Annotated in this window: 24 protein-coding genes, 2 tRNA genes and 2 other RNA genes; 17 read left to right on the plus strand and 11 right to left on the minus strand. The window is 55.1% G+C overall.

The genetic code is table 11. From position 1 onward, the window contains the following. The first annotated feature begins 22 nt into the window (after positions 1 to 22). Genes ACOI6Z_RS03735 through narI form a run of 4 tightly spaced genes read left to right on the plus strand, consistent with a single transcriptional unit; the run spans position 23 to position 6,682 of the window. Positions 23 to 3,766 carry a nitrate reductase subunit alpha gene (locus ACOI6Z_RS03735; protein WP_348852816.1) on the plus strand — a complete coding sequence of 1,248 codons (3,744 nt, stop codon included), beginning with the start codon at positions 23 to 25 and terminating at the stop codon, positions 3,764 to 3,766. Further along, a complete protein-coding gene (narH, locus tag ACOI6Z_RS03740; RefSeq protein WP_023290133.1) occupies positions 3,763 to 5,298 on the plus strand; it encodes a nitrate reductase subunit beta in 1,536 nt (511 codons plus the stop codon). The genes ACOI6Z_RS03735 and narH overlap by 4 nt, the downstream gene beginning before the upstream one ends. After that, positions 5,295 to 6,005 (plus strand): nitrate reductase molybdenum cofactor assembly chaperone, encoded by a 711-nt coding sequence (narJ, locus tag ACOI6Z_RS03745; RefSeq protein ID WP_348852818.1) that lies wholly within the window; start codon positions 5,295 to 5,297, stop codon positions 6,003 to 6,005. The genes narH and narJ overlap by 4 nt, the downstream gene beginning before the upstream one ends. Next, on the plus strand, positions 6,005 to 6,682 hold the full coding sequence (narI, locus tag ACOI6Z_RS03750) for a respiratory nitrate reductase subunit gamma (RefSeq protein WP_002910189.1): 678 nt from the start codon (positions 6,005 to 6,007) through the stop codon (positions 6,680 to 6,682). The genes narJ and narI overlap by 1 nt, the downstream gene beginning before the upstream one ends. On the opposite strand, the gene ACOI6Z_RS03755 is transcribed toward narI, so the two are convergent. Next, on the minus strand, positions 6,679 to 7,575 hold the full coding sequence (locus tag ACOI6Z_RS03755) for a DMT family transporter (protein ID WP_072421535.1): 897 nt from the start codon (positions 7,573 to 7,575) through the stop codon (positions 6,679 to 6,681). The genes narI and ACOI6Z_RS03755 overlap by 4 nt on opposite strands. 107 nt (positions 7,576 to 7,682) lie before the next feature. Between ACOI6Z_RS03755 and ACOI6Z_RS03760 the strand changes: the two genes are divergently transcribed. Then, positions 7,683 to 8,126 carry an Lrp/AsnC family transcriptional regulator gene (locus ACOI6Z_RS03760; RefSeq protein WP_023290130.1) on the plus strand — a complete coding sequence of 148 codons (444 nt, stop codon included), beginning with the start codon at positions 7,683 to 7,685 and terminating at the stop codon, positions 8,124 to 8,126. Positions 8,127 to 8,242: 116 nt separating this feature from the next. Here the strand turns inward: ACOI6Z_RS03760 and ACOI6Z_RS03765 are convergent. The 6 genes from ACOI6Z_RS03765 to ACOI6Z_RS03790 form a co-directional block, all read right to left on the minus strand. After that, a non-coding RNA gene (locus ACOI6Z_RS03765) (RtT sRNA) lies at positions 8,243 to 8,374 on the minus strand. A gap of 43 nt (positions 8,375 to 8,417) precedes the next feature. Further along, positions 8,418 to 8,549, minus strand: a non-coding RNA gene (locus ACOI6Z_RS03770) — RtT sRNA. 44 nt (positions 8,550 to 8,593) lie between these two features. Beyond that, a tRNA-Tyr gene (locus ACOI6Z_RS03775) sits at positions 8,594 to 8,678 on the minus strand. A 39-nt stretch (positions 8,679 to 8,717) separates the two neighbouring features. Next, a tRNA-Tyr gene (locus ACOI6Z_RS03780) sits at positions 8,718 to 8,802 on the minus strand. 159 nt (positions 8,803 to 8,961) lie between these two features. After that, positions 8,962 to 9,804, minus strand: coding sequence for a formyltetrahydrofolate deformylase (gene purU / locus ACOI6Z_RS03785; RefSeq protein ID WP_004203178.1), 843 nt, complete (start codon positions 9,802 to 9,804; stop codon positions 8,962 to 8,964). Between the two features lie 42 nt (positions 9,805 to 9,846). Further along, entirely contained in the window at positions 9,847 to 10,305 is a 459-nt protein-coding gene (locus tag ACOI6Z_RS03790; protein ID WP_032428898.1) for a YchJ family protein, read from the minus strand. A 112-nt stretch (positions 10,306 to 10,417) separates the two neighbouring features. Between ACOI6Z_RS03790 and rssA the strand changes: the two genes are divergently transcribed. The 3 genes from rssA to galU all read left to right on the plus strand — a co-directional run bounded on the left by rssA (position 10,418) and on the right by galU (position 13,523). Further along, positions 10,418 to 11,320, plus strand: coding sequence for a patatin-like phospholipase RssA (gene rssA, locus ACOI6Z_RS03795; protein ID WP_004203175.1), 903 nt, complete (start codon positions 10,418 to 10,420; stop codon positions 11,318 to 11,320). Positions 11,321 to 11,409: 89 nt separating this feature from the next. Further along, complete coding sequence (gene rssB, locus ACOI6Z_RS03800; RefSeq protein WP_032453277.1) at positions 11,410 to 12,423, plus strand: two-component system response regulator RssB; 1,014 nt, start codon at positions 11,410 to 11,412, stop codon at positions 12,421 to 12,423. 197 nt (positions 12,424 to 12,620) lie between these two features. Further along, complete coding sequence (gene galU, locus ACOI6Z_RS03805) at positions 12,621 to 13,523, plus strand: UTP--glucose-1-phosphate uridylyltransferase GalU (RefSeq protein WP_048297758.1); 903 nt, start codon at positions 12,621 to 12,623, stop codon at positions 13,521 to 13,523. Positions 13,524 to 13,645: 122 nt separating this feature from the next. Here the strand turns inward: galU and hns are convergent, their stop codons facing one another. Both hns and ACOI6Z_RS03815 read right to left on the minus strand, forming a co-directional pair. Beyond that, positions 13,646 to 14,053: a histone-like nucleoid-structuring protein H-NS gene (gene hns, locus ACOI6Z_RS03810; protein WP_002910103.1), complete on the minus strand. Its 408-nt coding sequence runs from the start codon at positions 14,051 to 14,053 to the stop codon at positions 13,646 to 13,648. A 422-nt stretch (positions 14,054 to 14,475) separates the two neighbouring features. Beyond that, positions 14,476 to 14,607 (minus strand): hypothetical protein, encoded by a 132-nt coding sequence (locus ACOI6Z_RS03815; RefSeq protein ID WP_032428897.1) that lies wholly within the window; start codon positions 14,605 to 14,607, stop codon positions 14,476 to 14,478. A 7-nt stretch (positions 14,608 to 14,614) separates the two neighbouring features. On the opposite strand from ACOI6Z_RS03815, the gene tdk reads away from it, so the two are divergent. Then, positions 14,615 to 15,232: a thymidine kinase gene (gene tdk, locus ACOI6Z_RS03820; RefSeq protein ID WP_032429180.1), complete on the plus strand. Its 618-nt coding sequence runs from the start codon at positions 14,615 to 14,617 to the stop codon at positions 15,230 to 15,232. Between the two features lie 146 nt (positions 15,233 to 15,378). Here the strand turns inward: tdk and adhE are convergent, their stop codons facing one another. Next, positions 15,379 to 18,054, minus strand: coding sequence for a bifunctional acetaldehyde-CoA/alcohol dehydrogenase (adhE, locus tag ACOI6Z_RS03825; protein ID WP_023290125.1), 2,676 nt, complete (start codon positions 18,052 to 18,054; stop codon positions 15,379 to 15,381). Positions 18,055 to 18,131: 77 nt separating this feature from the next. Here adhE and ACOI6Z_RS03830 point away from each other — a divergent pair, with 77 nt between their 5' ends. From ACOI6Z_RS03830 to ACOI6Z_RS03865, 8 genes are all read left to right on the plus strand, one after another. Further along, positions 18,132 to 18,347: a hypothetical protein gene (locus ACOI6Z_RS03830; protein WP_032428896.1), complete on the plus strand. Its 216-nt coding sequence runs from the start codon at positions 18,132 to 18,134 to the stop codon at positions 18,345 to 18,347. Between the two features lie 183 nt (positions 18,348 to 18,530). Beyond that, a complete protein-coding gene (locus tag ACOI6Z_RS03835; RefSeq protein ID WP_002910095.1) occupies positions 18,531 to 19,178 on the plus strand; it encodes a YchE family NAAT transporter in 648 nt (215 codons plus the stop codon). Positions 19,179 to 19,922: 744 nt separating this feature from the next. Continuing rightward, positions 19,923 to 21,557, plus strand: coding sequence for an oligopeptide ABC transporter substrate-binding protein OppA (gene oppA / locus ACOI6Z_RS03840; RefSeq protein WP_023290124.1), 1,635 nt, complete (start codon positions 19,923 to 19,925; stop codon positions 21,555 to 21,557). 85 nt (positions 21,558 to 21,642) lie between these two features. Beyond that, entirely contained in the window at positions 21,643 to 22,563 is a 921-nt protein-coding gene (oppB, locus tag ACOI6Z_RS03845) for an oligopeptide ABC transporter permease OppB (protein WP_002910089.1), read from the plus strand. A gap of 14 nt (positions 22,564 to 22,577) precedes the next feature. Next, the gene (oppC, locus tag ACOI6Z_RS03850; protein ID WP_004145396.1) at positions 22,578 to 23,486 is read left to right on the plus strand and encodes an oligopeptide ABC transporter permease OppC; all 909 of its coding nucleotides are present in this window, start codon (positions 22,578 to 22,580) and stop codon (positions 23,484 to 23,486) included. Positions 23,487 to 23,497: 11 nt separating this feature from the next. Further along, positions 23,498 to 24,511: an ABC transporter ATP-binding protein gene (locus ACOI6Z_RS03855; protein WP_241515438.1), complete on the plus strand. Its 1,014-nt coding sequence runs from the start codon at positions 23,498 to 23,500 to the stop codon at positions 24,509 to 24,511. Continuing rightward, positions 24,508 to 25,512 (plus strand): murein tripeptide/oligopeptide ABC transporter ATP-binding protein OppF, encoded by a 1,005-nt coding sequence (gene oppF / locus ACOI6Z_RS03860; protein WP_002910083.1) that lies wholly within the window; start codon positions 24,508 to 24,510, stop codon positions 25,510 to 25,512. The genes ACOI6Z_RS03855 and oppF overlap by 4 nt, the downstream gene beginning before the upstream one ends. A gap of 54 nt (positions 25,513 to 25,566) precedes the next feature. Next, positions 25,567 to 26,394, plus strand: a complete 828-nt coding sequence (locus ACOI6Z_RS03865) for an ion transporter (protein ID WP_048297756.1) — start codon at positions 25,567 to 25,569, stop codon at positions 26,392 to 26,394. A 63-nt stretch (positions 26,395 to 26,457) separates the two neighbouring features. Here ACOI6Z_RS03865 and ACOI6Z_RS03870 read toward each other — a convergent pair whose 3' ends face one another. Continuing rightward, the gene (locus ACOI6Z_RS03870; protein ID WP_002910079.1) at positions 26,458 to 26,787 is read right to left on the minus strand and encodes an HI1450 family dsDNA-mimic protein; all 330 of its coding nucleotides are present in this window, start codon (positions 26,785 to 26,787) and stop codon (positions 26,458 to 26,460) included. Positions 26,788 to 26,810: the final 23 nt, after the last annotated feature.

Raw genomic sequence — 26,810 nt, forward strand, 5'->3', positions numbered from 1 at the left:
GCTCCATATCAGGAGAAACCCGATGAGTAAATTCCTGGACCGGTTTCGCTACTTCAAACAGAAGGGTGAAACCTTTGCCGATGGGCACGGCCAGCTTCTAAACACCAACCGGGACTGGGAGGATGGATACCGTCAACGTTGGCAGCATGACAAAATTGTGCGTTCCACTCACGGTGTCAACTGCACCGGTTCATGCAGCTGGAAGATTTATGTCAAAAACGGACTGGTGACCTGGGAAACCCAGCAAACGGACTATCCGCGCACCCGTCCGGACCTGCCAAACCATGAACCACGCGGCTGCCCGCGCGGCGCCAGCTACTCCTGGTATCTGTACAGCGCGAACCGCCTGAAATACCCGCTGATGCGCAAACGCCTGATGAAGATGTGGCGGGAAGCGAAGGTCCAGCATAGCGATCCGGTTGAGGCATGGGCCTCGATTATCGAAGACGCCGACAAAGCGAAAAGCTTCAAGCAGGCTCGCGGTCGCGGCGGGTTTGTCCGCTCCTCCTGGCAGGAAGTGAATGAGCTGATTGCCGCCTCCAACGTCTATACCGTGAAAACTTACGGTCCGGATCGCGTGGCCGGCTTCTCGCCGATCCCGGCGATGTCGATGGTCTCCTACGCCTCCGGCGCTCGTTACCTGTCGCTGATCGGCGGTACCTGCCTGAGCTTCTACGACTGGTACTGCGACCTGCCGCCGGCCTCGCCGATGACCTGGGGCGAGCAGACCGACGTGCCGGAATCCGCCGACTGGTACAACTCCAGCTATATCATCGCCTGGGGCTCCAACGTGCCGCAGACCCGTACCCCGGATGCGCACTTCTTTACCGAAGTTCGCTATAAAGGGACCAAAACTGTCGCCATCACCCCGGACTACGCCGAAATCGCCAAGCTCTGCGATCTGTGGCTGGCGCCGAAGCAGGGTACCGATGCCGCGATGGCGCTGGCGATGGGCCACGTGATGCTGCGTGAGTTCCATCTTGATAAACCGAGCCAGTACTTCACCGATTACGTGCGTCGCTACACCGACATGCCGATGCTGGTGATGCTTGAGGAGCGCGACGGCTATTACGCCGCCGGCCGCACGCTGCGCGCGTCCGACCTCGTGGATTCCCTTGGTCAGGAGAAGAATCCGGAATGGAAAACCGTCGCCTTTGATGAGAAGGGCGATCTGACCGTGCCGAACGGTTCCCTCGGATTCCGCTGGGGCGACAAAGGCAAATGGAACCTCGAACAGCGCGACGGTAAAACCGGCGAAGAGATTGAGCTGCGTCTGAGCCTGCTGGGCAGCCATGACGAGGTCGCGGACGTCGGCTTCCCGTACTTCGGCGGCGAAGGTTCTGAACACTTCAACAAAGTCGCGCTGGAAAACATTCTGCTGCACAAACTGCCGGTTAAACGCCTGCAGCTGGCCGACGGCTCCACCGCCCTGGTGACCACCGTGTACGACCTGACCATGGCCAACTATGGCCTGGAGCGCGGTCTGAACGATGACAACTGCGCCGCCAGCTATGATGAAGTGAAAGCCTACACTCCGGCCTGGGCGGAGAAAATTACCGGCGTCTCCCGCGCGCATATTATCCGTACCGCCCGCGAGTTTGCCGATAACGCCGATAAAACCCATGGTCGGTCGATGATTATCGTCGGGGCGGGTCTCAACCACTGGTTCCACCTCGACATGAACTACCGCGGTCTGATCAACATGCTGATCTTCTGCGGTTGCGTCGGCCAGAGCGGCGGCGGTTGGGCGCACTATGTGGGCCAGGAAAAACTGCGTCCGCAGACCGGCTGGCAGCCGCTGGCGTTCGCCCTTGACTGGCAACGTCCGGCACGTCATATGAACAGCACCTCGTACTTCTATAACCACTCCAGCCAGTGGCGCTATGAAAGCGTGACCGCGCAGGAGCTGCTCTCGCCGATGGCGGATAAATCCCGCTACAGCGGCCATCTGATCGACTTCAACGTCCGCGCCGAGCGGATGGGCTGGCTGCCGTCGGCGCCGCAGCTGGGCGTAAACCCGCTGCGCATCGCCGATGAGGCGAAAAAAGCGGGCATGACGCCGGTGGATTACACCGTCAAATCTCTGAAGGAGGGATCGATTCGCTTTGCGGCAGAGCAGCCGGAAAACGGTAAAAACCATCCGCGCAACCTGTTTATCTGGCGTTCCAACCTGCTGGGCTCCTCGGGTAAAGGCCACGAGTACATGCTGAAGTACCTGCTGGGTACGGAAAACGGTATTCAGGGCAAAGATCTCGGCAAGCAGGGCGGCGTGAAGCCGGAAGAAGTGGAGTGGAAAGATAACGGTCTCGACGGCAAGCTGGATCTGGTGGTGACCCTCGACTTCCGTCTGTCGAGCACCTGCCTCTACTCCGACATCGTGCTGCCGACCGCTACCTGGTATGAAAAAGACGACATGAATACCTCGGATATGCATCCGTTTATTCATCCGCTGTCTGCCGCCGTCGACCCGGCCTGGGAATCGAAAAGCGACTGGGATATCTACAAAGATATCGCGAAAAAGTTCTCCGAAGTGTGCGTGGGTCATTTGGGTCAGGAAACCGACGTGGTAACGCTGCCTATCCAGCACGACTCCGCCGCCGAACTGGCGCAGCCGCTGGACGTTAAGGACTGGAAAAAAGGCGAATGCGACCTGATTCCAGGGAAAACCGCGCCGCATATTCTGACCGTCGAGCGCGATTATCCGGCGACATACGAACGCTTTACCTCTATCGGCCCGCTGATGGAGAAAATCGGCAACGGCGGTAAAGGCATCGCCTGGAATACCCAGAGCGAAATGGACCTGCTGCGTAAGCTCAACTACACCAAGGCCGAAGGCCCGGCGAAAGGTCAGCCGAAGCTGGAAACGGCCATCGACGCTGCGGAGATGATCCTCACCCTGGCGCCGGAAACGAACGGTCAGGTGGCGGTGAAGGCGTGGAAAGCGCTGAGCGAAATCACCGGCCGCGAGCACGCGCACCTGGCGCTGAACAAAGAAGACGAGAAGATCCGTTTCCGCGATATTCAGGCGCAGCCGCGGAAAATCATCTCCAGCCCGACCTGGTCCGGGCTGGAAGACGAACACGTCTCCTATAACGCCGGATACACCAACGTTCACGAGCTGATCCCATGGCGTACCCTGTCCGGTCGTCAGTCGCTGTATCAGGATCACCAGTGGATGCGCGACTTTGGCGAGAGCCTGCTGGTTTATCGTCCGCCGATTGACACCCGCTCGGTGAAAGCGGTGATGGGCGAGAAGTCCAACGGCAACCCGGAGAAGGCGCTGAACTTCCTGACGCCGCACCAGAAATGGGGTATCCACTCGACCTACAGCGATAACCTGCTGATGCTGACCCTGTCACGCGGCGGTCCGATCGTCTGGATGAGCGAGGCGGATGCGAAAGATCTGGGTATCGAAGATAACGACTGGATCGAAGTGTTCAACGCCAACGGCGCCCTGACGGCGCGCGCGGTGGTGAGCCAGCGCGTGCCGGCCGGGATGACCATGATGTACCACGCGCAGGAACGCATCGTGAACCTGCCTGGCTCTGAAGTCACCGGCCAGCGCGGCGGGATCCATAACTCGGTTACCCGTATTACGCCGAAACCGACCCATATGATCGGCGGCTATGGCCATCTGGCCTATGGCTTTAACTACTACGGCACCGTCGGCTCCAACCGCGATGAGTTTGTGGTGGTACGTAAGATGAAGAACATTAACTGGTTAGACGGCGAAGGCAATGACCAGGTACAGGAGAGCGTAAAATGAAAATTCGTTCACAAGTCGGCATGGTGCTGAATCTCGATAAATGCATCGGCTGCCACACCTGCTCGGTAACCTGTAAAAACGTCTGGACCAGCCGGGAAGGGATGGAGTACGCCTGGTTCAATAACGTGGAGAGTAAGCCTGGCGTCGGTTTTCCGAACGACTGGGAAAACCAGGAGAAATGGAAGGGCGGCTGGATCCGCAAAATCAACGGCAAGCTGCAGCCGCGCATGGGCAACCGCGCGATGCTGTTAGGTAAAATCTTCGCGAACCCGCATCTGCCGGGCATTGATGATTACTACGAGCCGTTCGATTACGACTACCAGAACCTGCATAACGCCCCGGAGAGTAAACACCAGCCGATCGCCCGTCCGCGCTCGCTGATCACCGGCCAGCGGATGGACAAGATCACCAGCGGTCCGAACTGGGAAGAGATCCTCGGCGGCGAGTTTGAAAAGCGCGCCAAAGACCAGAACTTCGACAACATGCAGAAGGCGATGTACGGCCAGTTCGAGAACACCTTCATGATGTATCTGCCGCGCCTGTGCGAGCACTGCCTGAATCCGGCGTGCGTCGCAACCTGCCCGAGCGGCGCCATCTATAAGCGTGAAGAAGACGGCATCGTGCTGATCGACCAGGACAAGTGCCGCGGCTGGCGGATGTGCATCACCGGCTGCCCGTACAAGAAGATCTACTTCAACTGGAAGAGCGGGAAATCTGAGAAGTGCATCTTCTGCTACCCGCGTATTGAATCCGGAATGCCGACGGTATGCTCCGAAACCTGCGTGGGCCGAATCCGCTACCTCGGCGTCCTGCTGTATGACGCGGACGCGATCGAAAATGCCGCCAGCACCGAGAACGAGAAAGATCTCTATCAGCGTCAACTGGACGTGTTCCTCGATCCGAACGACCCGAAAGTGATTGAGCAGGCGCTGAAAGATGGCGTACCGCAGGGCGTGATTGAAGCCGCGCAGCAGTCGCCGGTCTGGAAAATGGCGATGGACTGGAAGCTGGCCCTGCCGCTGCACCCGGAATATCGCACCCTGCCGATGGTTTGGTACGTGCCGCCGCTGTCGCCGATTCAGTCCGCCGCCGATGCCGGCGAACTGGGCAGCAACGGGATCCTGCCGGACGTGGAAAGCCTGCGTATTCCGGTGCAGTATCTGGCGAACCTGCTGACCGCCGGCGATACCCAACCGGTCCTGTTGGCCCTGAAGCGGATGCTGGCGATGCGTCACTATAAGCGGGCGGAAACCGTTGACGGCGTTGTCGATACCCGCGCGCTGGAAGAGGTGGGCTTAAGCGAAGCGCAGGCTCAGGAGATGTACCGCTACCTGGCGATCGCCAACTACGAAGATCGTTTCGTGGTGCCGAGCAGCCATCGGGAACAGGCGCGGGAAGCGTTTCCGGAGAAAAATGGCTGCGGCTTTAGCTTTGGCGACGGCTGCCACGGCTCTGACAGCCAGTTCAACCTGTTCAACAGCCGTCGCATCGACGCCATCGACGTGACCAGCAAAACGGAGCCGCACGCATGATTGAACTTGTGATTGTGTCGCGTTTGCTCGAATACCCTGACGCTGCCTTATGGCAGCATCAGCAGGAGATGTTCGAGGCGCTCGCGTCATCGGAGAAACTCGGCAAAGAAGATGCTCACGCGCTGGGCGTTTTTCTGCGCGATCTGCTGGCTCAGGATCCGCTGGATGCCCAGGCGGCCTACAGCGAACTGTTTGACCGCGGCCGGGCCACCTCGCTGCTGCTGTTTGAACACGTGCACGGCGAATCCCGCGATCGCGGCCAGGCGATGGTTGACCTGATGGCACAGTATGAGCGCCACGGTCTGCTGCTCGATAGCCATGAGCTGCCGGATCATCTGCCGCTGTATCTGGAGTATCTGGCGCAGCTGCCGGAAGAGGACGCGTTTGGCGGCCTGCGGGACGTCGCGCCGATCCTCGGCCTGCTCAGCGCGCGCCTGCAGCAGCGCGAGAGCCGCTATGCGGTGCTGTTCGAGCTGCTGCTGAAGCTGGCCAACACTCAGGTCGACAGCCAGAAGGTGGCGGAGAAGATTGCCGACGAAGCCCGCGACGATACGCCGCAGGCGCTGGACGCAGTCTGGGAAGAAGAACAGGTTAAATTCTTTGCCGACCAGGGCTGCGGCGAGTCGGAGATTTCCGCTCACCAGCGTCGTTTTGCCGGAGCCGTGGCCCCGCAATATCTGAATATCTCTAACGGAGGACAGCAATAATGCACTTCCTTAATATGTTCTTCTTTGACATTTATCCGTACATTGCGGGCTCGGTGTTTCTGATCGGCAGCTGGCTGCGCTATGATTACGGTCAGTACACCTGGCGCGCGGCCTCCAGCCAGATGCTGGACCGTAAAGGGATGAATCTGGCGTCGAACCTGTTCCATATCGGCATCCTCGGCATTTTCGCCGGCCACTTCCTCGGCATGCTGACGCCGCACTGGATGTATGAATCCTTCCTGCCGATCGACGTCAAGCAGAAGATGGCGATGATCGCCGGCGGCGCCTGCGGCGTGATGACCCTGGTGGGCGGTTTACTGCTGCTCAAGCGTCGTCTGCTCAGCCCGCGCGTTCGCGCCACCACCACCGGCGCGGATATTCTGATCCTCTCCCTGCTGATGGTGCAGTGTGCGTTGGGCCTGCTGACGATCCCGTTCTCAGCCCAGCATATGGACGGCAGCGAAATGATGAAGCTGGTCGGCTGGGCGCAGTCGGTGGTCACCTTCCACGGCGGTGCGTCGCAGCACCTGGATGGCGTGGCGTTTATCTTCCGCGTCCACCTGGTGCTGGGTATGACCCTGTTCCTGCTGTTCCCGTTCTCCCGTCTGGTTCATATCTGGAGCGCGCCGGTAGAGTACCTGACGCGCAAATACCAGATTGTTCGCGCCCGTCGCTAACTGGCCCGCGACTGCTGACTGACCCCGCTCTGGCGGGGTTTTTTTTCGCCCCAGCCGAGGTTATTCCCCGCGGCGGCAAACAGAATCAGCATCCCGCCGCACCACTGCACAGGGGTTAACGCATGGTGGAAGACCAGATAGTCGACCCCCATCGCCACCAGTGGATAAATAAAGGAGAGTGAACCGGTAATGGGCGTTGGCAGCTTCTGTATCGCGCTATATAAAAGCTGATACATGATCCCGGTATGGACGACGCCGAGGATCAGCAGATAGCGCCAGGGAAAGCTGGCAGAAAACTCGGGCATTTGCACCAGCGGCAGCAGCATCACGACGCCGACCAGCACCTGAATAAAGGCGATATGCTGAGCAGGGAGCGGATGCAGTTTGCGGGCGATAATGGCGGTCAGAGCATAGAAAAATGCTGCGCCTAATGCCAGCAAAACGCCGGTCGCGAGACTATCGCCGTGCGCCGGGGCAAGCTCGCTTGACAGCAGGATCACCACGCCGCCGAAGGCCAGCAGTAACCATCCCCATTTTACGGCGCTGACTCGCTCCCCCAGCACCATGCCCATCAGTACCAGCATAAACGGCTGGGTGTTGTAGACCACCGTGGCCATGCCAATTGAAATACGCGAGTAGGCGGCAAAAAGCAGCAGCCAGTTGATGACCAGCGCAATGCCGCCAAGCACCGCGAGGGCGAGGGTGAAGCGCGTGAGACGACTGAAGGGTTGGCGGTTGAGAACGATAAACAGCAGCAGGGTCAGCGCGCCAATCAGGCAGCGCCAGAACACCACATCAATTACCGGCAAACCAGAGAGCAGCACGAACGCGCCGATCGAGCCAGAAATTATCATCGCCAGGCTCATTTGCCAGACGCCGCGGGTAAGTTGCATATTTCACCTCCAGAAGTTTTCCATTATTGTGCGAAAAATCCTGACAGCCTGACATGGCTGAATTAAGGTAAGCAGGGGAAAATTCCTTTCATAATTAGGTAAAAACCATGAATGACTTACTTGATGAAATTGACCGGGCGATCCTCGCTTGCCTGACTCAGGACGCCAGAGTCTCGTTGAAGGTATTGAGCGCGCGGGTGGGGCTGACCTCGCCGAGCACCGCCGAGCGGGTGAAGCGCCTGGAGGAGCGGGGGGTGATCCAGGGCTATGGGGCGCGGGTGAATCTCGCCGCGCTGGGCTACAGCCTGCAGGCGCTGGTGCGGGTCCGGCCGCTGCCTGGTCTGCTGCAGAAGGTGGATAAATATATCCAGGCGATGCCGGAGTGCATCGAAAGTGACAAAGTGACCGGAGAGGATTGTTTCGTGATGCGACTGGTGGTGCGTGATATTGCCCAACTGGATACGCTGCTTGACGGCCTGGCTGAATTTGCTCAGTGCAATACCTCGGTAGTGAAGAGTTCGCCGGTGAAGAGACGACTGCCCCCGCTGTGAGTTTCCCGGAGGCAGTGAGGCGCACCAGTCCGGGCTGCCAAACGGCACCATCTGTAGCCTCGCTAAGCGAAGCGCGAGCGAGGAGGTAGCAGTACAGGTGGTTGCAGAGAGCGCGAGAATGGTGGGGGAAGGATGACTCGGCGCTAACGCGCCTCGCCCTTCGGGCCGTTGCCTGCGGCAACGTTCTCTCGCTACGCTCGAGTCGAACCTTAGTCGAAGCTTCTCATCCTTCCCCGTGGGGCAGAATATAGAGTATCGCAAGTGAAGTAAGTTGGGTAATACATGAAGAGATGGTGGTGGGGGAAGGATGACTCGGCGCTAACGCGCCTCGCCCTTCGGGCCGTTGCCTGCGGCAACGTTCTCTCGCTACGCTCGAGTCGAACCTTAGTCGAAGCTTCTCATCCTTCCCCGTAGGGCAGAATATAAAAGATCGTCGAGTAGTCGAATTGGGAAGTTTTTTAAGAAGATGGTGGTGGGGGAAGGATTCGAACCTTCGAAGTCGATGACGGCAGATTTACAGTCTGCTCCCTTTGGCCGCTCGGGAACCCCACCAGGGGTAAAATCAAAATGTAGGCTATTCAGCAAAGTGAATGGTGGTGGGGGAAGGATTCGAACCTTCGAAGTCGATGACGGCAGATTTACAGTCTGCTCCCTTTGGCCGCTCGGGAACCCCACCACGGGGTAATGCTTAGTACTGGCCTGCTTCCTTCTCGGGAAGCGGGGCGCATCATACCAAATGATGCGCCCCTGTAAAGCATTCCTTTGACAAAAATAAACTGGTTGCCTGATTTTTACCCGTAACGCCGGAAAGCTAACCAATTCATTTCTCAGTCGATTAAAGAATAATCGTCCGGTTACCGTAGACGAAGACGCGCTGCGCCAGGACCTGATACAGCGCCCGGCTCAATACGTTTTTTTCGACATCGCGCCCGGCACGCATCATATCTTCTGCAGTATAAGTATGATCGACGTGAATGACGTCCTGCATAATGATGGGACCTTCGTCCAGGTTATCATTCACGTAGTGGGCGGTGGCGCCGATGATCTTCACACCGCGCTCATAGGCCTGATGATACGGACGCGCGCCGATAAACGCCGGCAGGAACGAGTGGTGAATATTAATGATCTTGTTCGGGAAACGAGCGACAAATTCCGGCGTAAGAACGCGCATATACTTGGCCAGCACCACGTAATCCGGTTCGTGGGCGGCAATCGCGTCGCCCATCTGCTTATCATGCTCTTCGCGGCTCAGCCCTTCATGGCTGACCAGTTCAAACGGGATGCCAAAACGTTCCACCAGCGGGCGCAGGGTGTCATGGTTGCCAATAACCGCGGCAATGTCGACATCCAGCCCGCCGTAGTTGGCTTTCATCAGCAGATCGCCGAGGCAGTGCGCCTCTTTCGTCACCAGAATCACTACCCGGCGGCGGCCTGCCGGATTGAGTTCACGAATCGAGCCTTCCGGCAGGGCGCTGTCCAGATCGGCCAGCAGAATAGCGTCGTTGAAGATGCCTTCCAGTTCGGTGCGCATAAAGAAACGACCGGTACGGTGGTCAACAAATTCGTTGTTCTGCACAATGTTAAGTTCGTGCTTGTAGCAGATATTGGTGATACGCGCGATGAGGCCTTTCTGATCAGGGCAAATAGTGCGTAGTACTTTACGTTGTAATGAATGCATCGCGAGGAAAATCCTGTAGTGTTTGCAAGCGCTGCGGTAGCGTTACTGGCCGCAGCATTTTTTAAATTTTTTACCTGAACCGCAAGGGCAGGGGTCGTTACGGCCAATCAGCGGCCGTGTCCCGTCGATATAGTACCACTGTCCATTTTCTTTTAAGAATCTGGAACGTTCAATAATGGCGCCCGGGCGGTTATTGTCATTAAAGCGGGCGATAAAGCTGACAAAGCCTTCATTGGCGGCTCGTCCATCATCGCTGGCGAACAGGGTTAAGCCCAGCCATTCGGTGTGGGCAAAGCCTTTCTCCAGTTCGGCGCGAAACTGCTGCGCCTGACAGGACGGATGCCAGGTTTTGATCAGATAGTCGGCATCTTTCATGACGAACGCGCTGTAACGGGAGCGCATAAGCTGTGACGGGCCTGGCGCAAGCTCAGCGCCGGACAGATATCGCTGGCAACATGAGCTATACTCCAGTGCGCTGCCACAGGGGCATAATTGCGACAAAATTGCCTCCATGGAAGAAAGAGTAACGGCGCTTCTACGCCAAAGGGCTTTATGTTAACTGAGCCGTGACAATGTTGCCACGCTCAGAGTGGAAGGATAGTTATCAGTACTAATGAGAAAGCTTAAAATTGGTCTGGCGTTAGGTGCGGGCGCCGCCCGCGGATGGTCGCATATTGGCGTCATCAACGCCCTCCAGCAGGCCGGCATTGAGATTGATATCGTGGCCGGTTGCTCTATCGGTTCGCTGGTAGGGGCGGCGTATGCCTGTAACCGACTCCCGGCCCTTGAGTCCTGGGTCTGCTCTTTCAGTAACTGGGACGTTCTAAAACTGATGGACCTCTCCTGGCGCCGCGGTGGACTACTGCGGGGTGAAAAGGTGTTCAATCATTATCGCCGCATCATGCCCGTGACCGATATCGAACACTGCGAACGGCGATTTGCCGCCGTCGCGACAAATTTAAGCACTGGCCGGGAGCTGTGGTTTACCGAAGGCGATCTGCACTTAGCGATTCGAGCCTCCTGCAGTATGCCGGGGTTAATGTCGCCGGTCAGGCATAACGGTTACTGGCTGGTCGATGGCGCGGTGGTCAATCCGGTTCCCGTATCGCTTACGCGGGCAATGGGGGCGGATATCGTGATTGCCGTGGATTTGCAACATGATGCCCACCTTATGCAGCAGGATTTATTTTCCCTCGAAACGCCGCGGCGGGAAGCCGAAGCGAAGGAGGGGCCATGGCATACTCGTCTGCGCGCACGCTTGACGCAAATGAGTTCCCGCCGTACGGCCGTGACGCCGACGGCGATGGAGATCATGACCACCTCTATCCAGGTCCTGGAGAACCGTCTTAAACGCAATCGTATGGCGGGTGACCCGCCGGATATCCTGTTGCAACCGTACTGTCCGCAAGTCTCGACGCTTGATTTCCATCGCGCCGGCGAGGCGATTACCGCAGGGCAGTTGGCGGTAGAAAAGAAAATGGATGAATTATTACCCTTAGTGCGTACCGCGATTTGACGCACGAGTACCTGACTTAAGCAAATTCTGACAGGCGATAGTGAGAATAGCGTGCCACTATTGAATTATCGTCAGCCAGGGGAGATATCATGACGCAGCCATTGGCGGGAAAACAGATTCTGATAGTTGAAGACGAACCCGTTTTCCGCTCACTCTTGCATGGATGGCTGACCTCGCTGGGAGCAACAACCTTCCAGGCGGAAGATGGCAAGGATGCCCTGCATAAAATGACGGAGGTGCATCCGGACCTGATGATTTGCGACATTTCGATGCCGAGAATGAACGGTCTGGAGCTGGTGGAAACGTTGCGTAATCGCGGCGAGCAGCTACCGATCCTGATGATTTCCGCTACCGAAAACATGGCCGATATAGCCAAAGCGTTGCGGCTTGGCGTTCAGGACGTATTGTTAAAGCCAGTAAAAGATTTCGATCGCCTGCGCGAAACCGTTTATGCCTGCCTCTATCCTGCGATGTTCAGTTCACGGGTGGAAGAGGAAGAGCGATTATTTGAGGACTGGGACGCGCTGGTCAGTAATCCCACTGCGGCTTCACGATTACTGCAGGAATTACAGCCGCCGGTGCAACAGGAAATGTCGCACTGCCGCATTCATTATCGCCAGCTGGTGTCGGCGGATAAACCCGGTCTGGTACTTGATATCGCGCCGCTCTCGGACAATGATTTGGCCTTCTATTGTCTGGATGTCACACGGGCAGGAGATAATGGCGTCCTGGCCGCTTTATTATTGCGCGCGTTGTTCAATGGCTTGCTACAGGAGCAGCTGGCGCATCAGGGACAACGGCTACCAGAAATGGGGAGTCTGCTAAAACAGGTGAATCAGCTCCTGCGTCAGGCAAACCTTCCCGGCCAGTTTCCTTTGTTAGTGGGGTATTACCACAGCGGACTGAAAAATTTAATTCTGGTGTCGGCGGGACTTAATGGCACGCTGAATACCGGTGAGCATCAAATTCAGATTAGCAATGGCGTTCCTTTGGGCACCCTGGGTGATGCTTACCTTAATCAAATTAGTCAACGCTGTACCTCATGGCAGTGCCAAATTTGGGGGGCGGGAGGCCGTTTACGCTTAATGTTGTCTGCGGAGTGAGCAATTGCGTTTATATCTAAGCAGACGGGATTACCCGTTGTCCTTTAGCAGTGGTAACATCGAGCAGTTTTATGCGTAAAAGTCCTAATTCGAGGCTATCGGAAGCTTTTCAGACCAGTGAATACGCGGTTGACTGATATACTCGACACGTTATTTGTAACGAGAAGTTTAAAAAACAAACAGTCCAGGAGATTTCAATGGCTGCCCTTAATTCTAAAGTCAGAAAAGCGGTTATCCCGGTTGCGGGATTAGGCACCAGGATGCTGCCGGCCACCAAAGCGATTCCAAAAGAAATGCTGCCGCTGGTAGATAAGCCGTTAATTCAGTACGTTGTTAATGAATGTATCGCTGCAGGAATTACTGAAATTGTTCTGGTAACGCACTCGTCCAAAAACTCTATCGAAAACCATTTCGATACCAGTTTTGAGCTGGAAGCGATGCTGGAAAAACGTGTGAAACGCCAGCTGCTGGAAGAAGTGCAGTCTATTTGTCCGCCGCACGTAACCATTATGCAAGTTCGTCAGGGCCTGGCAAAAGGTCTGGGACACGCGGTGCTTTGCGCCCATCCGGTGGTGGGTGATGAGCCGGTCGCAGTTATTCTGCCAGACGTTATTCTGGATGAATATGAATCCGATCTGAGCCGCGATAACCTCGCAGAGATGATCTCTCGTTTCGATGAGACCGGCGCCAGCCAGATTATGGTTGAGCCTGTCGACGACGTGACCGCTTACGGTGTCGTTGACTGCAAAGGTGAATCTCTCAAGCCGGGAGAAAGCGTGCCGATGGTAGGCGTGGTCGAGAAGCCAAAAGCTGACGTTGCGCCGTCCAACCTGGCGGTGGTGGGGCGCTATGTCCTCAGCGCCGATATCTGGCCGCTGCTGGCGAAGACTCCTCCGGGTGCCGGTGATGAAATTCAGCTGACTGACGCGATTGATATGCTGATCGAAAAAGAGACGGTCGAAGCTTATCATATGAAAGGCAAGAGCCATGACTGCGGTAATAAGCTTGGCTACATGCAGGCGTTCGTCGAATATGGTATTCGCCACAAAACGCTGGGTGACGATTTTAAAACCTGGCTGGAAACCGCGGTTGCGAAGTAATCCGCAGCGCTGCTGAAAGCACAAAACCGGGAGTCGCAGATGCGCTCCCGGTTTTTTATATCGGCCCCAGGGGCAAAAAAAATCCCGCCGCAGCGGGATTTTTTATATCGTAACAACGGAGATTAGATCAGGAAATCGTCCAGTGATTTACCTTGCTCATCCATTGCTTTTTTGATCACCGCCGGGGTACGGCCCTGGCCGGTCCAGGTTTTGGTTTCGCCGTTTTCGTCGACATAGCTGTATTTAGCCGGACGTGCAGCACGCTTGGTTTTGGTACCGGCTTTAACGGCTGCCATGGTGCTCAGCAGTTCATTCGGATCAATACCGTCAGCGATCAGCATTTCACGGTATTGCTGCAGCTTACGCGTACGTTCTTCAATTTCTGCCGCGGCGGCGTTTTCTTCTTCACGGCGCTCGTTAACAACGACTTCTAATTTTTCCAGCATTTCTTCGAGCGTTTCCAGGGTGCATTCTCTTGCCTGCGCACGAAGAGTACGGATGTTGTTCAAAATTTTAAGTGCTTCGCTCATTGTAGTAATCTCAAACTTATATTGTGGGGTGGTTTGTTGAACTAATAATAGAGCGATAAAATGCGTTGTGCAATAGGGGGGAATGTAAGGAATTCAAAATTACTGGTTATTTGTCGCGAGAATTAATTAATTTAAGTTAAAATTCTCGTGCCGCTTCACATCTTTCATCCTTATAGCGATGAGCAGAAGGTAAGCTAAAACACTGAGACGGTATGCTTTTTCTGAGGTTCGGTGAGAAAAATTATCCTTTACATGGGTAAATAACCCTCGTCAGTATTAGCGCATTTTTGGTTATGAGGCTTAATATAAAACAACGCGCGGCGCCGCTTATAGCCCCATAGGTAACCGCCCTATAAGCACGAAAAGACAATGGTTACCCCGCCAGTAGCGTAACGGGGCGTACAAATAATGGCCCTGAAAATTCAATTCATCCTCTTAATCCTTTGGCTTTGCAGGCTCTTCAGCTGCGATACAATACCCCTGCCGAATGGGCGGCTGTACGCATAAAATATGGTACAATCGCCGCCGCGATAAAACACTTTGATTGGGGTCACGCAGCCGATGGCACAACTTTATTTCTACTACTCTGCAATGAATGCAGGTAAGTCGACCGCTCTGTTGCAATCTTCGTACAATTACCAGGAGCGGGGGATGCGTACCGTCGTTTATACCGCTGAGATTGATGACCGCTTTGGCGCCGGAAAAGTCAGCTCGCGTATCGGTCTCTCCTCGCCGGCCCGATTGTATAATCCACAGACGTCGCTATTTAACGATATTGCCGCAGAGCACAAGCTAAAGCCGATTCACTGCGTGCTGGTGGATGAAAGCCAGTTTCTGACGCGCGAGCAGGTTCATGAGCTGTCTGAAGTTGTCGATACGCTGGATATTCCTGTGCTTTGCTATGGCTTGCGGACAGACTTTCGCGGTGAGCTCTTTACCGGCAGCCAGTATTTACTGGCCTGGTCAGATAAGCTGGTGGAGCTGAAAACCATCTGTTTCTGCGGCCGGAAGGCCAGTATGGTGCTGCGCCTCGATCAGGAGGGGCGTCCTTACAACGAGGGCGAGCAGGTCGTCATCGGCGGCAATGAGCGGTACGTGTCAGTTTGTCGTAAGCATTATAAAGAGGCGCTGAGCGTCGGCTCGTTAACTCAGGTACAAAACCAGCACCGCCCCAGCTAATACGCGCAGAAGCTCGCCCAGGCGCCTGTGGGCGCCTTTTTATTGCCTGCGCTCCGTTGGGCCAGCAGGCGTTAAAGCTTGGCTGTCGGTGGGCAAAAAAAAGCCCCGTCAGATGACGGGGCTGGCAGTACGTTTATGCTTGTCGATTAAGCGGATTTTTTCGCTTTTTTCTCAGCTTTCACCGGAGCTGCTTCGGCTTTCGCGGCTGCTTCACCTTCGACGAACTCGCGACCGTAGTAGGTATCCAGCAGGATCTGTTTCAGCTCGGAGATCAGCGGGTAGCGCGGGTTAGCGCCGGTGCACTGGTCATCGAATGCATCTTCGGACAGCTTATCAACGTGGGCCAGGAAGTCAGCTTCCTGAACGCCAGCTTCGCGGATAGATTTCGGAATACCCAGCTCAGCTTTCACGCTTTCCAGCCATGCCAGCAGCTTCTCGATTTTCGCTGCGGTACGGTCGCCCGGTGCGGAGAGACCCAGGTGATCGGCGATTTCAGCGTAGCGACGACGAGCCTGCGGACGGTCGTACTGGCTGAACGCGGTCTGCTTGGTCGGGTTGTCATTCGCGTTGTAGCGGATAACGTTGCAGATCAGCAGGGCGTTGGCCAGACCGTGCGGAATATGGAACTGGGAACCCAGTTTGTGCGCCATGGAGTGACACACGCCGAGGAAGGCGTTAGCAAACGCGATACCGGCGATGGTGGCGGCACTGTGTACGCGCTCGCGGGCAACCGGGTTCTTGGAACCTTCGTGGTAGGAAGCCGGCAGGTACTCTTTCAGCAGTTTCAGCGCCTGCAGAGCCTGGCCGTCAGAGAACTCAGAAGCCAGCACGGAAACGTAAGCTTCCAGGGCGTGGGTCACGGCATCCAGACCACCGAACGCACATAGCGATTTCGGCATATCCATCACCAGGTTGGCATCGACGATGGCCATATCCGGGGTCAGCGCGTAGTCTGCCAGCGGATATTTCTGACCTGTCGCATCATCGGTCACAACGGCGAACGGCGTAACTTCAGAACCGGTACCGGAGGTGGTAGTGATCGCCACCATCTTGGCTTTAACACCCATTTTCGGGAACTTGTAGATACGTTTACGGATGTCCATAAAGCGCAGCGCCAGTTCTTCGAAGTGGGTTTCCGGATGTTCGTACATGACCCACATGATTTTTGCCGCATCCATCGGGGAACCGCCGCCCAGCGCGATGATCACGTCTGGTTTAAAGGAGTTCGCCAGGTCGGCGCCTTTACGTACGATGGTCAGCGTCGGGTCAGCTTCAACTTCGAAGAAGACTTCAGTTTCAACACCCGCTGCTTTCAGTACGGAGGTGATCTGATCGGCATAGCCGTTGTTGAACAGGAAGCGGTCAGTCACGATCAGCGCGCGTTTGTGACCATCAGTAATCACTTCATCCAGTGCGATAGGCAGGGAGCCACGACGGAAGTAGATAGATTTCGGAAGTTTGTGCCACAACATGTTTTCAGCTCGCTTAGCAACGGTTTTCTTGTTGATCAGGTGTTTCGGACCAACGTTTTCAGAGATGGAGTTACCACCCCAGGAACCACAACCCAGAGTCAGGGAAGGAGCGAGTTTGAAGTTGTACAGGTCACCGATACCACCCTGAGAAGCCGGGGTGTTGATCAGGATACGCGCAGTTTTCATCATCTGGCCGAAGTAAGCCACGCGAGCCGGCTGGTTATCCTGGTCGGTGTACAGGCAAGAGGTATGACCGATACCGCCCATGGCGACCAGTTTTTCAGCTTTGGTCACGGCGTCTTCGAAATCTTTCGCACGGTACATCGCCAGCGTCGGAGACAGTTTTTCGTGAGCAAACGGCTCGCTTTCGTCAACGTCGGTGACTTCGCCAATCAGAATTTTAGTCGTGGCCGGTACGGTGAAGCCTGCCAGTTCAGCGATTTTCGCCGCAGGCTGACCAACGATAGCGGCGTTCAGCGCGCCATTTTTCAGGATAATGTCCTGAACGGCTTTCAGCTCTTTACCCTGCAGCAGGTAGCCGCCGTGGCTGGCGAAACGTTCGCGAACCGCGTCATAAACGGAATCAACCACCACAACGGACTGCTCAGAAGCACAGATAACGCCGTTATCGAAGGTTTTAGACATCAGAACGGAAGCAACGGCGCGTTTGATGTCAGCCGTTTCATCAATCACCACCGGGGTGTTACCGGCACCTACGCCGATAGCAGGTTTACCGGAGCTGTATGCTGCTTTCACCATGCCTGGACCACCGGTCGCAAGGATCAGGTTGATGTCCGGGTGGTGCATCAGGGCGTTAGACAGTTCAACAGACGGCTGATCGATCCAGCCAATCAGGTCTTTCGGCGCGCCGGCAGCGATGGCAGCCTGCAGGACGATGTCAGCCGCTTTGTTGGTGGCTTCTTTAGCACGCGGGTGCGGAGAGAAAATGATGGCGTTACGCGTCTTCAGGCTGATGAGCGATTTGAAGATGGCTGTTGAAGTCGGGTTAGTGGTCGGTACGATACCGCAGATGATGCCGATAGGTTCAGCGATAGTGATGGTACCAAAGGTGTCGTCTTCTGACAGGACGCCACAGGTTTTTTCGTCTTTATAAGCGTTGTAAATGTATTCGGAAGCGAAGTGGTTTTTGATCACTTTGTCTTCAACGATGCCCATGCCGGATTCGGCAACGGCCATTTTGGCGAGAGGGATTCGAGCATCTGCAGCGGCCAGCGCGGCGGCGCGGAAGATTTTGTCGACTTGTTCTTGAGTGAAACTGGCATATTCACGCTGGGCTTTCTTGACACGCTCAACAAGCGCGTTCAGTTCAGCGATATTAGTAACAGCCATAATGCTCTCCTGATAATGTTAAACTTTTTTAGTAAATCAGTCGCTCGATTCGACATTATAGACAGGCTGTAAACAGCTTGCATGTAAATGTTTATGTAGGAAAATCAGGACGCTGTTTTACCGATTTACTAAAAAAGCTTTCTCTTTTTAACTTTCAGGTACTGCTGCCTTCCACTCTGTTGGTGTCATCAAGATTACTCACTTCTGAGTACAAATTACGTGATTTAGATCAAGTATTGGCACTGCTGATACCTTTCAGCTGGCTGCTTTTTGACCGGTTCGATCAAGTGTAATGGGAGGGTTTTGAAATTAAAAAAACGATTAGCATTAAAACTACAAATAGCTAACATTCGATACATATCACCGGGTTATGCATATTTATAATGAATATTGCATGCAAAAAGCGTATGTTTCGCGCAGTTATTTTATGCTGTTAACAGTCAACCGCCAATTTTGATGATGCTGCGGAGCCCATTGTGACTCAATCACTGTTCGATTTTTCTGCATATTTCAAGTTTTTCATCGGCTTATTTGCCCTGGTTAACCCGGTGGGCATTATTCCGGTGTTCATTAGTATGACCAGCTACCAGCCGGCAGCAGTGCGCAATAAGACCAACCTGACCGCCAACCTGTCGGTGGCGATCATCCTCCTGACGTCACTGTTTCTCGGCGATGGCATTCTGCAGATTTTTGGTATCTCCATTGATTCCTTCCGTATCGCCGGCGGCATCCTGGTGGTGACCATCGCGATGTCGATGATCAGCGGTAAGCTCGGCGAAGATAAGCAGAACAAGCAGGAGAAGTCGGAGACGGCGGTTAGGGAGAGCATCGGCGTCGTTCCTCTCGCGCTACCGTTAATGGCCGGACCGGGGGCAATCAGTTCCACTATCGTATGGGGTACGCGGTATCACTCCTGGGTGCATCTCGTCGGTTTTTCACTGGCGATTGCGGTCTTTGCCCTCTGCTGCTGGGGGATTTTCCGCATGGCGCCATGGCTGGTGCGTCTGCTGGGGCAGACAGGGATTAACGTTATCACCCGTATTATGGGCCTGCTGCTGATGGCTCTCGGCATTGAGTTTATTGTGACGGGGATTAAAGCGCTCTTCCCGGGGCTGCTGAGTTAGTTTGTTGCCACGCAGGCGGGGAGGCTCCCTTCACGCCTGCGCGATTATTAGCAAAACCTATCAACCAGCGCGGAACCGGCGGTAGGAATACTATTTTGCGATATCGCTATTAATTTCATGTTTTTCATTAAGATATGAAATATTTCTCTTAACATTCCTCTCACGTCTCCCCCTCCTGTGATGTTATTTTCTTCACATCATTCTCTGGCGCTTGCTGTCGGATCATCGAAATGATATTAGTAATTTTAACAAGGCTGCAGATGAATGTGCTAAAAAGTAATCTATTGTTAAATTTTTGTACAAAAAATCATCTCGCGGTCGCTGCGCAGTATGATGACTGATGGAAATTAAGTAACTATATGATTGTTAAAAACATTTTTCTGTCGGCATATTGTGGCAACCGCTAGTGACGCTGGCAAAGCCGGCAATAAAAGAGAATCCGGTAACATATTTGCAAATTGCATTGGCGGAGGTGTTTACCTTTTGGTACTTTCCGCCGTTATCGTCTGCTGAATTATGCGTGTAAATGAGAATCATTTTTAATCGTCTCATTGCGCCTGAACTGCCCTCCAGCGAGGGGGAACGAATCGACGTTAAGACTGCCGTTCGAGCGGTCGTAATAAATAAGTCGGTGATAGCAATCTGCCAATCGCAAACACTCCTGCGTTGGACAGATCCCGAAAACGGGGAAAAAAACAGGCTGGTTAAAAAACCAGTAATTATAATGACTGGAGTTACAACACAATGACCATCATCACTAAAAAACGTTTGATCGCCGCAGGAGTGCTATCCGCGCTCATGGCTGGCAATATGGCTATGGCAGCGGATGTCCCAGCCGGTGTGCAGCTTTCGGATAAGCAAACGCTGGTGCGAAATAGCGGCGCCGAGCCGCAATCGCTGGACCCGAATAAAATTGAAGGGGTGCCCGAGGCGAATATTAGCCGCGACCTGTTCGAAGGCTTGCTGAATACCTCGCCGAAAGATGGCCACCCGATCCCTGGTGTGGCAGAGAGCTGGGATAATAAAGATTTCAAAGTCTGGACCTTCCATCTGCGTAAAGATGCGAAATGGTCTAACGGCGAGCCGGTTACCGCCCAGGATTTCGTTTATAGCTGGCAGCGTCTGGTAGACCCGAAAACAGCGTCTCCTTATGCCAGCTACCCGCAGTATGGTCATATCCTCAACGTTGATGAAATCATTGACGGCAAGAAAGCCCCAGGCGAGCTGGGCGTAAAAGCCATTGACGACCATACGCTGGAAGTCACCCTCAGCGAGCCGGTACCCTATTTTTACAAACTGCTGGTTAACCCGGCGATGTCTCCTGTCTATAAACCAGCGATTGAAAAGTTTGGCGAGAAGTGGACGCAGCCTGGCAATATCGTCACCAACGGCGCCTACACCCTGAAAGACTGGGTGGTCAACGAACGTATCGTGATGGAGCGCAACCCGCATTACTGGGATAATGCCAAAACCGTTATCAACACCGTCACCTGGCTGCCGACCTCTTCTGAAGTAACCTATGTTAACCGTTATCGCAGCGGTGAACTGGATATGACCTATAACCAGCTGCCGATCGAGCTCTTCCAGAAACTGAAAAAAGAGATCCCGAACGAGCTGCACGTTGACCCGTATCTGTGTACTTATTACTACGAAATTAACAACCAGAAAGCGCCGTTCACCGACGTGCGCGTGCGTACCGCGCTGAAGCTGGGTCTGGATCGCGATATTATTGCCAATAAGGTGAAAGGACAGGGCGATCTGCCGGCCTACGGCTACACCCCGCCGTATACCGATGGCGCGAAGCTGACCGAGCCGGAATGGTTTACCTGGTCGCAGGAAAAACGGAATGAAGAAGCGAAAAAACTGCTGGCCGAAGCCGGCTATAGCGCCGATAAACCGTTGACCTTCAACCTGCTGTATAACACCTCTGATTTGCACAAGAAGCTGGCGATTGCCGCCGCCTCGCTGTGGCGTAAAAACCTGGGCATTGACGTGAAGCTGGTCAACCAGGAGTGGAAAACGTTCCTCGATACCCGTCATCAGGGCACCTATGACGTGGCGCGTGCGGGCTGGTGCGCTGACTATAACGAGCCAACCTCTTTCCTGAACACCATGCTTTCTGACAGCTCAATGAACACTGCGCACTATAAGAGCCCGGCGTTCGACAAAATTATGGCTGAATCCGTAAAAGCATCCGATGAAGCACAGCGCACGGCGGCCTATGCGAAAGCAGAGCAGCAGCTGGATAAAGACAGCGCGATCGTACCGGTCTATTACTATGTTAACGCCCGCCTGGTGAAACCGTGGGTCGGTGGCTACACCGGTAAAGACCCGATGGATAACGTCTATACAAAAGACCTTTACGTTATCAAACATTAATGGCAATACGTGGAGCGGGCCTGTGCTCGCTCCATCGTGTCTTATTTGAGAGCAGTGCAAAGGCACACGCCAGAAGGTACGGGCAATGTTAAAATTTATCTTACGTCGCTGTCTGGAAGCGATTCCGACGCTATTTATTCTTATTACCATCTCATTCTTCATGATGCGTTTGGCTCCGGGAAGTCCTTTTACCGGGGAACGCACGCTACCGCCGGAAGTCATGGCGAATATTGAAGCAAAATACCATTTAAACGACCCCATCATGACGCAGTACTTCAATTACCTGAAGCAGCTGGCGCATGGCGATTTTGGTCCCTCCTTTAAATACAAAGATTATTCGGTCAACGATCTGGTGGCGGCCAGCTTCCCGGTTTCAGCGAAACTGGGCTTCGCCGCCTTTTTGCTGGCGGTAGTGATCGGTGTCGCTGCGGGCGTTATTGCCGCTTTGAAGCAGAATACCCGCTGGGACTATGCGGTGATGGGGGTAGCCATGACCGGCGTGGTTATTCCGAGCTTTGTGGTGGCGCCTCTGCTGGTGATGATCTTTGCCATTACCCTGCACTGGTTGCCGGGCGGAGGCTGGAACGGCGGGGCGCTGAAATTTATGATCCTGCCGATGGTGGCGCTTTCCCTGGCCTATATCGCCAGTATCGCGCGTATTACCCGCGGCTCAATGATTGAAGTGCTGCACTCTAACTTTATCCGCACCGCGCGGGCGAAGGGGCTGCCGATGCGCCGCATTATTTTGCGCCATGCGCTGAAGCCGGCGCTGCTGCCGGTGCTCTCCTATATGGGACCGGCTTTCGTGGGCATCATTACGGGCTCAATGGTCATTGAAACCATTTACGGCCTGCCGGGGATTGGCCAGCTGTTCGTTAACGGAGCGCTTAACCGAGACTACTCGCTGGTGCTCAGCCTGACGATCCTGGTTGGCGCCCTGACTATCCTGTTCAACGCCATCGTTGACGTGCTGTACGCCGTTATCGATCCGAAGATTCGCTACTGAAGCCGGAGTTCGCCATGATGTTAAGTAAGAAAAATAGCGAGGCGCTGGAAAACTTCAGTGAGAAGCTGGAAGTGGAGGGGCGTAGCCTCTGGCAGGATGCGCGTCGCCGCTTTATGCACAACCGCGCCGCGGTCACCAGCCTGATTATGCTGGTGCTTATTGCGCTGTTCGTGACCTTCGCGCCGATGGTGTCGTCATTCTCCTATTTCGACACCGACTGGGGCATGATGTCCAACGCCCCGGACATGGCCTCTGGCCACTACTTCGGGACCGATTCCTCCGGTCGCGATCTGCTGGTGCGCGTGGCGATCGGCGGGCGTATTTCACTGATGGTCGGGGTGGCGGCGGCGCTGGTGGCGGTGATCCTCGGCACGCTGTACGGTTCGCTTTCCGGTTATCTCGGCGGCAAAGTGGATTCGGTGATGATGCGTCTGCTGGAGATCCTCAACTCCTTCCCGTTTATGTTCTTCGTTATCCTGCTGGTGACCTTTTTTGGCCAGAATATCCTGTTGATTTTTGTCGCTATCGGCATGGTCTCCTGGCTGGATATGGCGCGTATCGTACGCGGACAGACCTTGAGCCTGAAGCGCAAAGAGTTTATTGAGGCGGCGCAGGTCGGCGGGGTCTCCACAGCGAGCATCGTGCTGCGCCATATCGTTCCTAATGTGCTGGGCGTGGTGGTGGTGTACGCCTCGCTGCTGGTCCCCAGCATGATCCTCTTTGAATCCTTCCTCAGCTTCCTGGGGTTGGGGACGCAGGAGCCGCTCAGCAGCTGGGGGGCATTACTCAGCGATGGCGCCAACTCAATGGAAGTCTCGCCCTGGCTGCTGCTGTTCCCGGCGGGTTTCCTGGTGGTGACCCTGTTCTGTTTCAACTTTATCGGCGATGGTCTGCGTGATGCCCTCGACCCGAAAGACCGCTAAGGAGCGCTGCCATGACCATGATTGAAACGGCAAAAGCGCCGCAAGCGCAGAGCCACAGCGGCCTGCTGCTGGACGTGAAAGATCTTCGCGTCACCTTTAAAACGCCGGATGGCGATGTCACCGCCGTCAATGATCTGAACTTCACCCTGCAGGCGGGGGAGACGCTCGGTATTGTCGGGGAGTCCGGCTCCGGTAAATCGCAGACCGCCTTCGCCCTGATGGGACTGCTGGCGGCCAACGGCCGAATCGGGGGTTCCGCCACCTTTAACGGTCGGCAAATCCTCAATTTGCCTGAGCGTGAGCTGAACAAACTGCGCGCCGAGCAAATTTCGATGATTTTCCAGGATCCGATGACCTCTCTGAACCCGTATATGCGGGTGGGCGAGCAGTTAATGGAAGTCCTGATGCTGCATAAAGGGCTGAGCAAAGCCGAAGCGTTTGAAGAATCGGTGAAGATGCTCGACGCGGTAAAAATGCCGGAAGCGCGCAAGCGCATGAAGATGTTCCCACACGAGTTCTCCGGCGGGATGCGCCAGCGCGTGATGATTGCCATGGCGCTGCTCTGCCGGCCCCGGCTGCTGATTGCCGATGAGCCGACCACCGCCCTGGACGTCACCGTGCAGGCGCAGATCATGACGTTACTGAATGAGCTGAAACGCGAATTTAATACGGCCATCATTATGATCACCCATGACCTCGGAGTGGTGGCGGGGATCTGCGATAAAGTGCTGGTGATGTATGCGGGCCGCACCATGGAGTACGGTCAGGCGCGCGATGTCTTCTATCATCCGTCTCACCCTTACTCTATTGGGCTGTTGAATGCGGTTCCTCGTCTGGATGCCGAAGGCGATGCGTTGTTGACCATTCCGGGCAACCCGCCAAACCTGCTGCGTTTGCCGAAGGGCTGCCCATTCCAGCCGCGCTGTCCGCACGCAATGGAACAGTGCAGCAGCGCGCCGCCGCTGGAGTCGTTCGCGCCAGGCCGCCTGCGCGCCTGCTTTAAACCGGTGGGGGAGCTGCTATGAACGCCGTAACTGAACAACGAAAAGTCCTGCTCGAAATTGCCGACCTGAAGGTGCATTTCGATATTAAAGATGGCAAACAGTGGTTCTGGCAGCCGTCGAAAACGCTGAAAGCCGTAGATGGCGTGACGCTGCGTCTCTATGAAGGTGAGACCCTCGGCGTGGTGGGGGAGTCCGGCTGCGGTAAATCGACTTTCGCCCGCGCCATCATTGGTCTGGTGAAGGCTACCGATGGCAAAGTGGCCTGGCTGGGTAAAGATCTGCTGGGCATGAAGCAGGAAGAGTGGCGCGACGTGCGCAGCGATATCCAGATGATCTTCCAGGATCCGCTGGCCTCGTTGAACCCGCGTATGACCATCGGAGAAATCATCGCTGAGCCGTTGCGTACCTATCATCCGAAGATGCCGCGTCAGGAAGTGCGCGATCGCGTGAAGGCGATGATGATGAAAGTCGGGCTGCTGCCTAACCTGATCAACCGCTATCCGCACGAGTTCTCTGGCGGTCAGTGTCAGCGCATCGGCATTGCGCGGGCGCTGATCCTCGAGCCGAAGCTGATTATCTGCGATGAGCCGGTGTCCGCGCTTGATGTGTCCATCCAGGCTCAGGTGGTCAACTTGCTGCAGCAGCTGCAGCGTGAAATGGGACTGTCGCTGATATTTATCGCCCACGATCTGGCGGTGGTTAAGCACATCTCCGATCGCGTACTGGTGATGTATCTGGGCCATGCGGTGGAGCTGGGAACCTACGATGAGGTGTACCATAATCCGCTACACCCCTATACCAAAGCGCTGATGTCGGCGGTGCCGATCCCCGATCCGGACCTCGAAAAAACGAAAACCATCCAGCTGCTGGAGGGCGAATTACCCTCGCCGATTAATCCGCCGTCGGGCTGTGTCTTCCGCACCCGCTGTCCGCTCGCCGGACCGGAGTGCGCCAAAACCCGCCCGGTGCTGGAGGGCAGTTTCCGCCATGCGGTTTCCTGCCTTAAGGTAGACCCGTTATAATCTCAGGGGCTGACGCAGGTCAGCCCTTTTTTTTGCGAGGTTAACGAAGTGGGTATGCTTTCTGCCGCTCGCCTGCGGCTTTATCATTTGCTTTTCGATCAAAACCGACGTTCCGGCCGCCGCTTCGAAGGGTTGTGCGGACTTTTCGCCTTGCTCAGCGTGGTGGTGATATTTGTCGAATCGGGACTGGGCACGCAATATCATCTGACATTAGATGAATGGCATTTATTCGTCTGGCTGGAGCTGATGGTGACCGCGGTCTTTACCCTGGAGTATCTGCTGCGTATTGCGACATGGCCCAATCCGCTCCACTACATTTTCAGCTTCTGGGGGTTTATTGACTTAGCGACCATCCTGCCGCTATACGTGATGTGGCTGTGGCCGGAAATTAGCCTCAATTATGTCTTTGCCTGGCGGGCAATGCGGGCGATCCGCGCGTTGCGTATTCTCAAACTGTTGCGCTTTATGCCTTCGCTTAATGTGTTCTGGCGGGCGATTGTCAGCGCGCGCCATCAGCTGATCCTGTTCTATTCGTTTATCGCCATTGTGATGGTGATTTTCGGCTCGTTAATGTACCTGATAGAAGGGCCAGAGTATGGTTTTACCACGCTCAACGCTTCGGTCTATTGGGCCATTGTGACCATCACCACCGTCGGCTACGGGGATATTACGCCGCACACGCCGCTGGGCCGCATCCTGGCCTCCATTCTCATCCTGATCGGCTACTCCATTATTGCCATTCCGACCGGGCTTATCACCACCCATATGACCAGCGCCCTGAACCGGCGGCGCCAGCAGCGGGTATGCCCGCAGTGCCAGCAGGGCGACCATGACGATAACGCCCGGTTTTGCCACGCCTGCGGTCATGTCTTACCGAAGTAAACTCTCGGCATAAAAAAAGCCTGCCGGGTGGAACGCGGCAGGCTTTTCACTGGCAGGGCAGCGTTATTCACGCCACAGAATATGACACAGCTTGTGATCTTTCTCGCGGCACAGCAGCACGCGGGCGAAGATATCATTGATTTCCCCGCCGTCGGTATCCGCCAGGCCAATTACCACTTCGGCGAAGAAATCCGGGTTCAGATCGTAATCCACATGCTCTTCCCAGTCTGCAGATGGATCGAACAGCTCGGCGCCGCCGCGCTCCTCAAACTGCAGGTTAAACAGAATGATGTCCGCCGGGTCGAGGTTATCGGCCGCCAGTTCGAGGAAGATGTCGTATGCCTGCTCAAGCGTTTCGTCTTCGGTCAGGCGGTTGTTTAAATCCATATCCATGATTGCTACTCATTCGGTATCTG

Origin of the sequence: Klebsiella sp. C239 (genome assembly GCF_048822715.1) — a bacterium.
Classification (GTDB): Bacteria; Pseudomonadota; Gammaproteobacteria; order Enterobacterales; family Enterobacteriaceae; genus Klebsiella; species Klebsiella quasipneumoniae.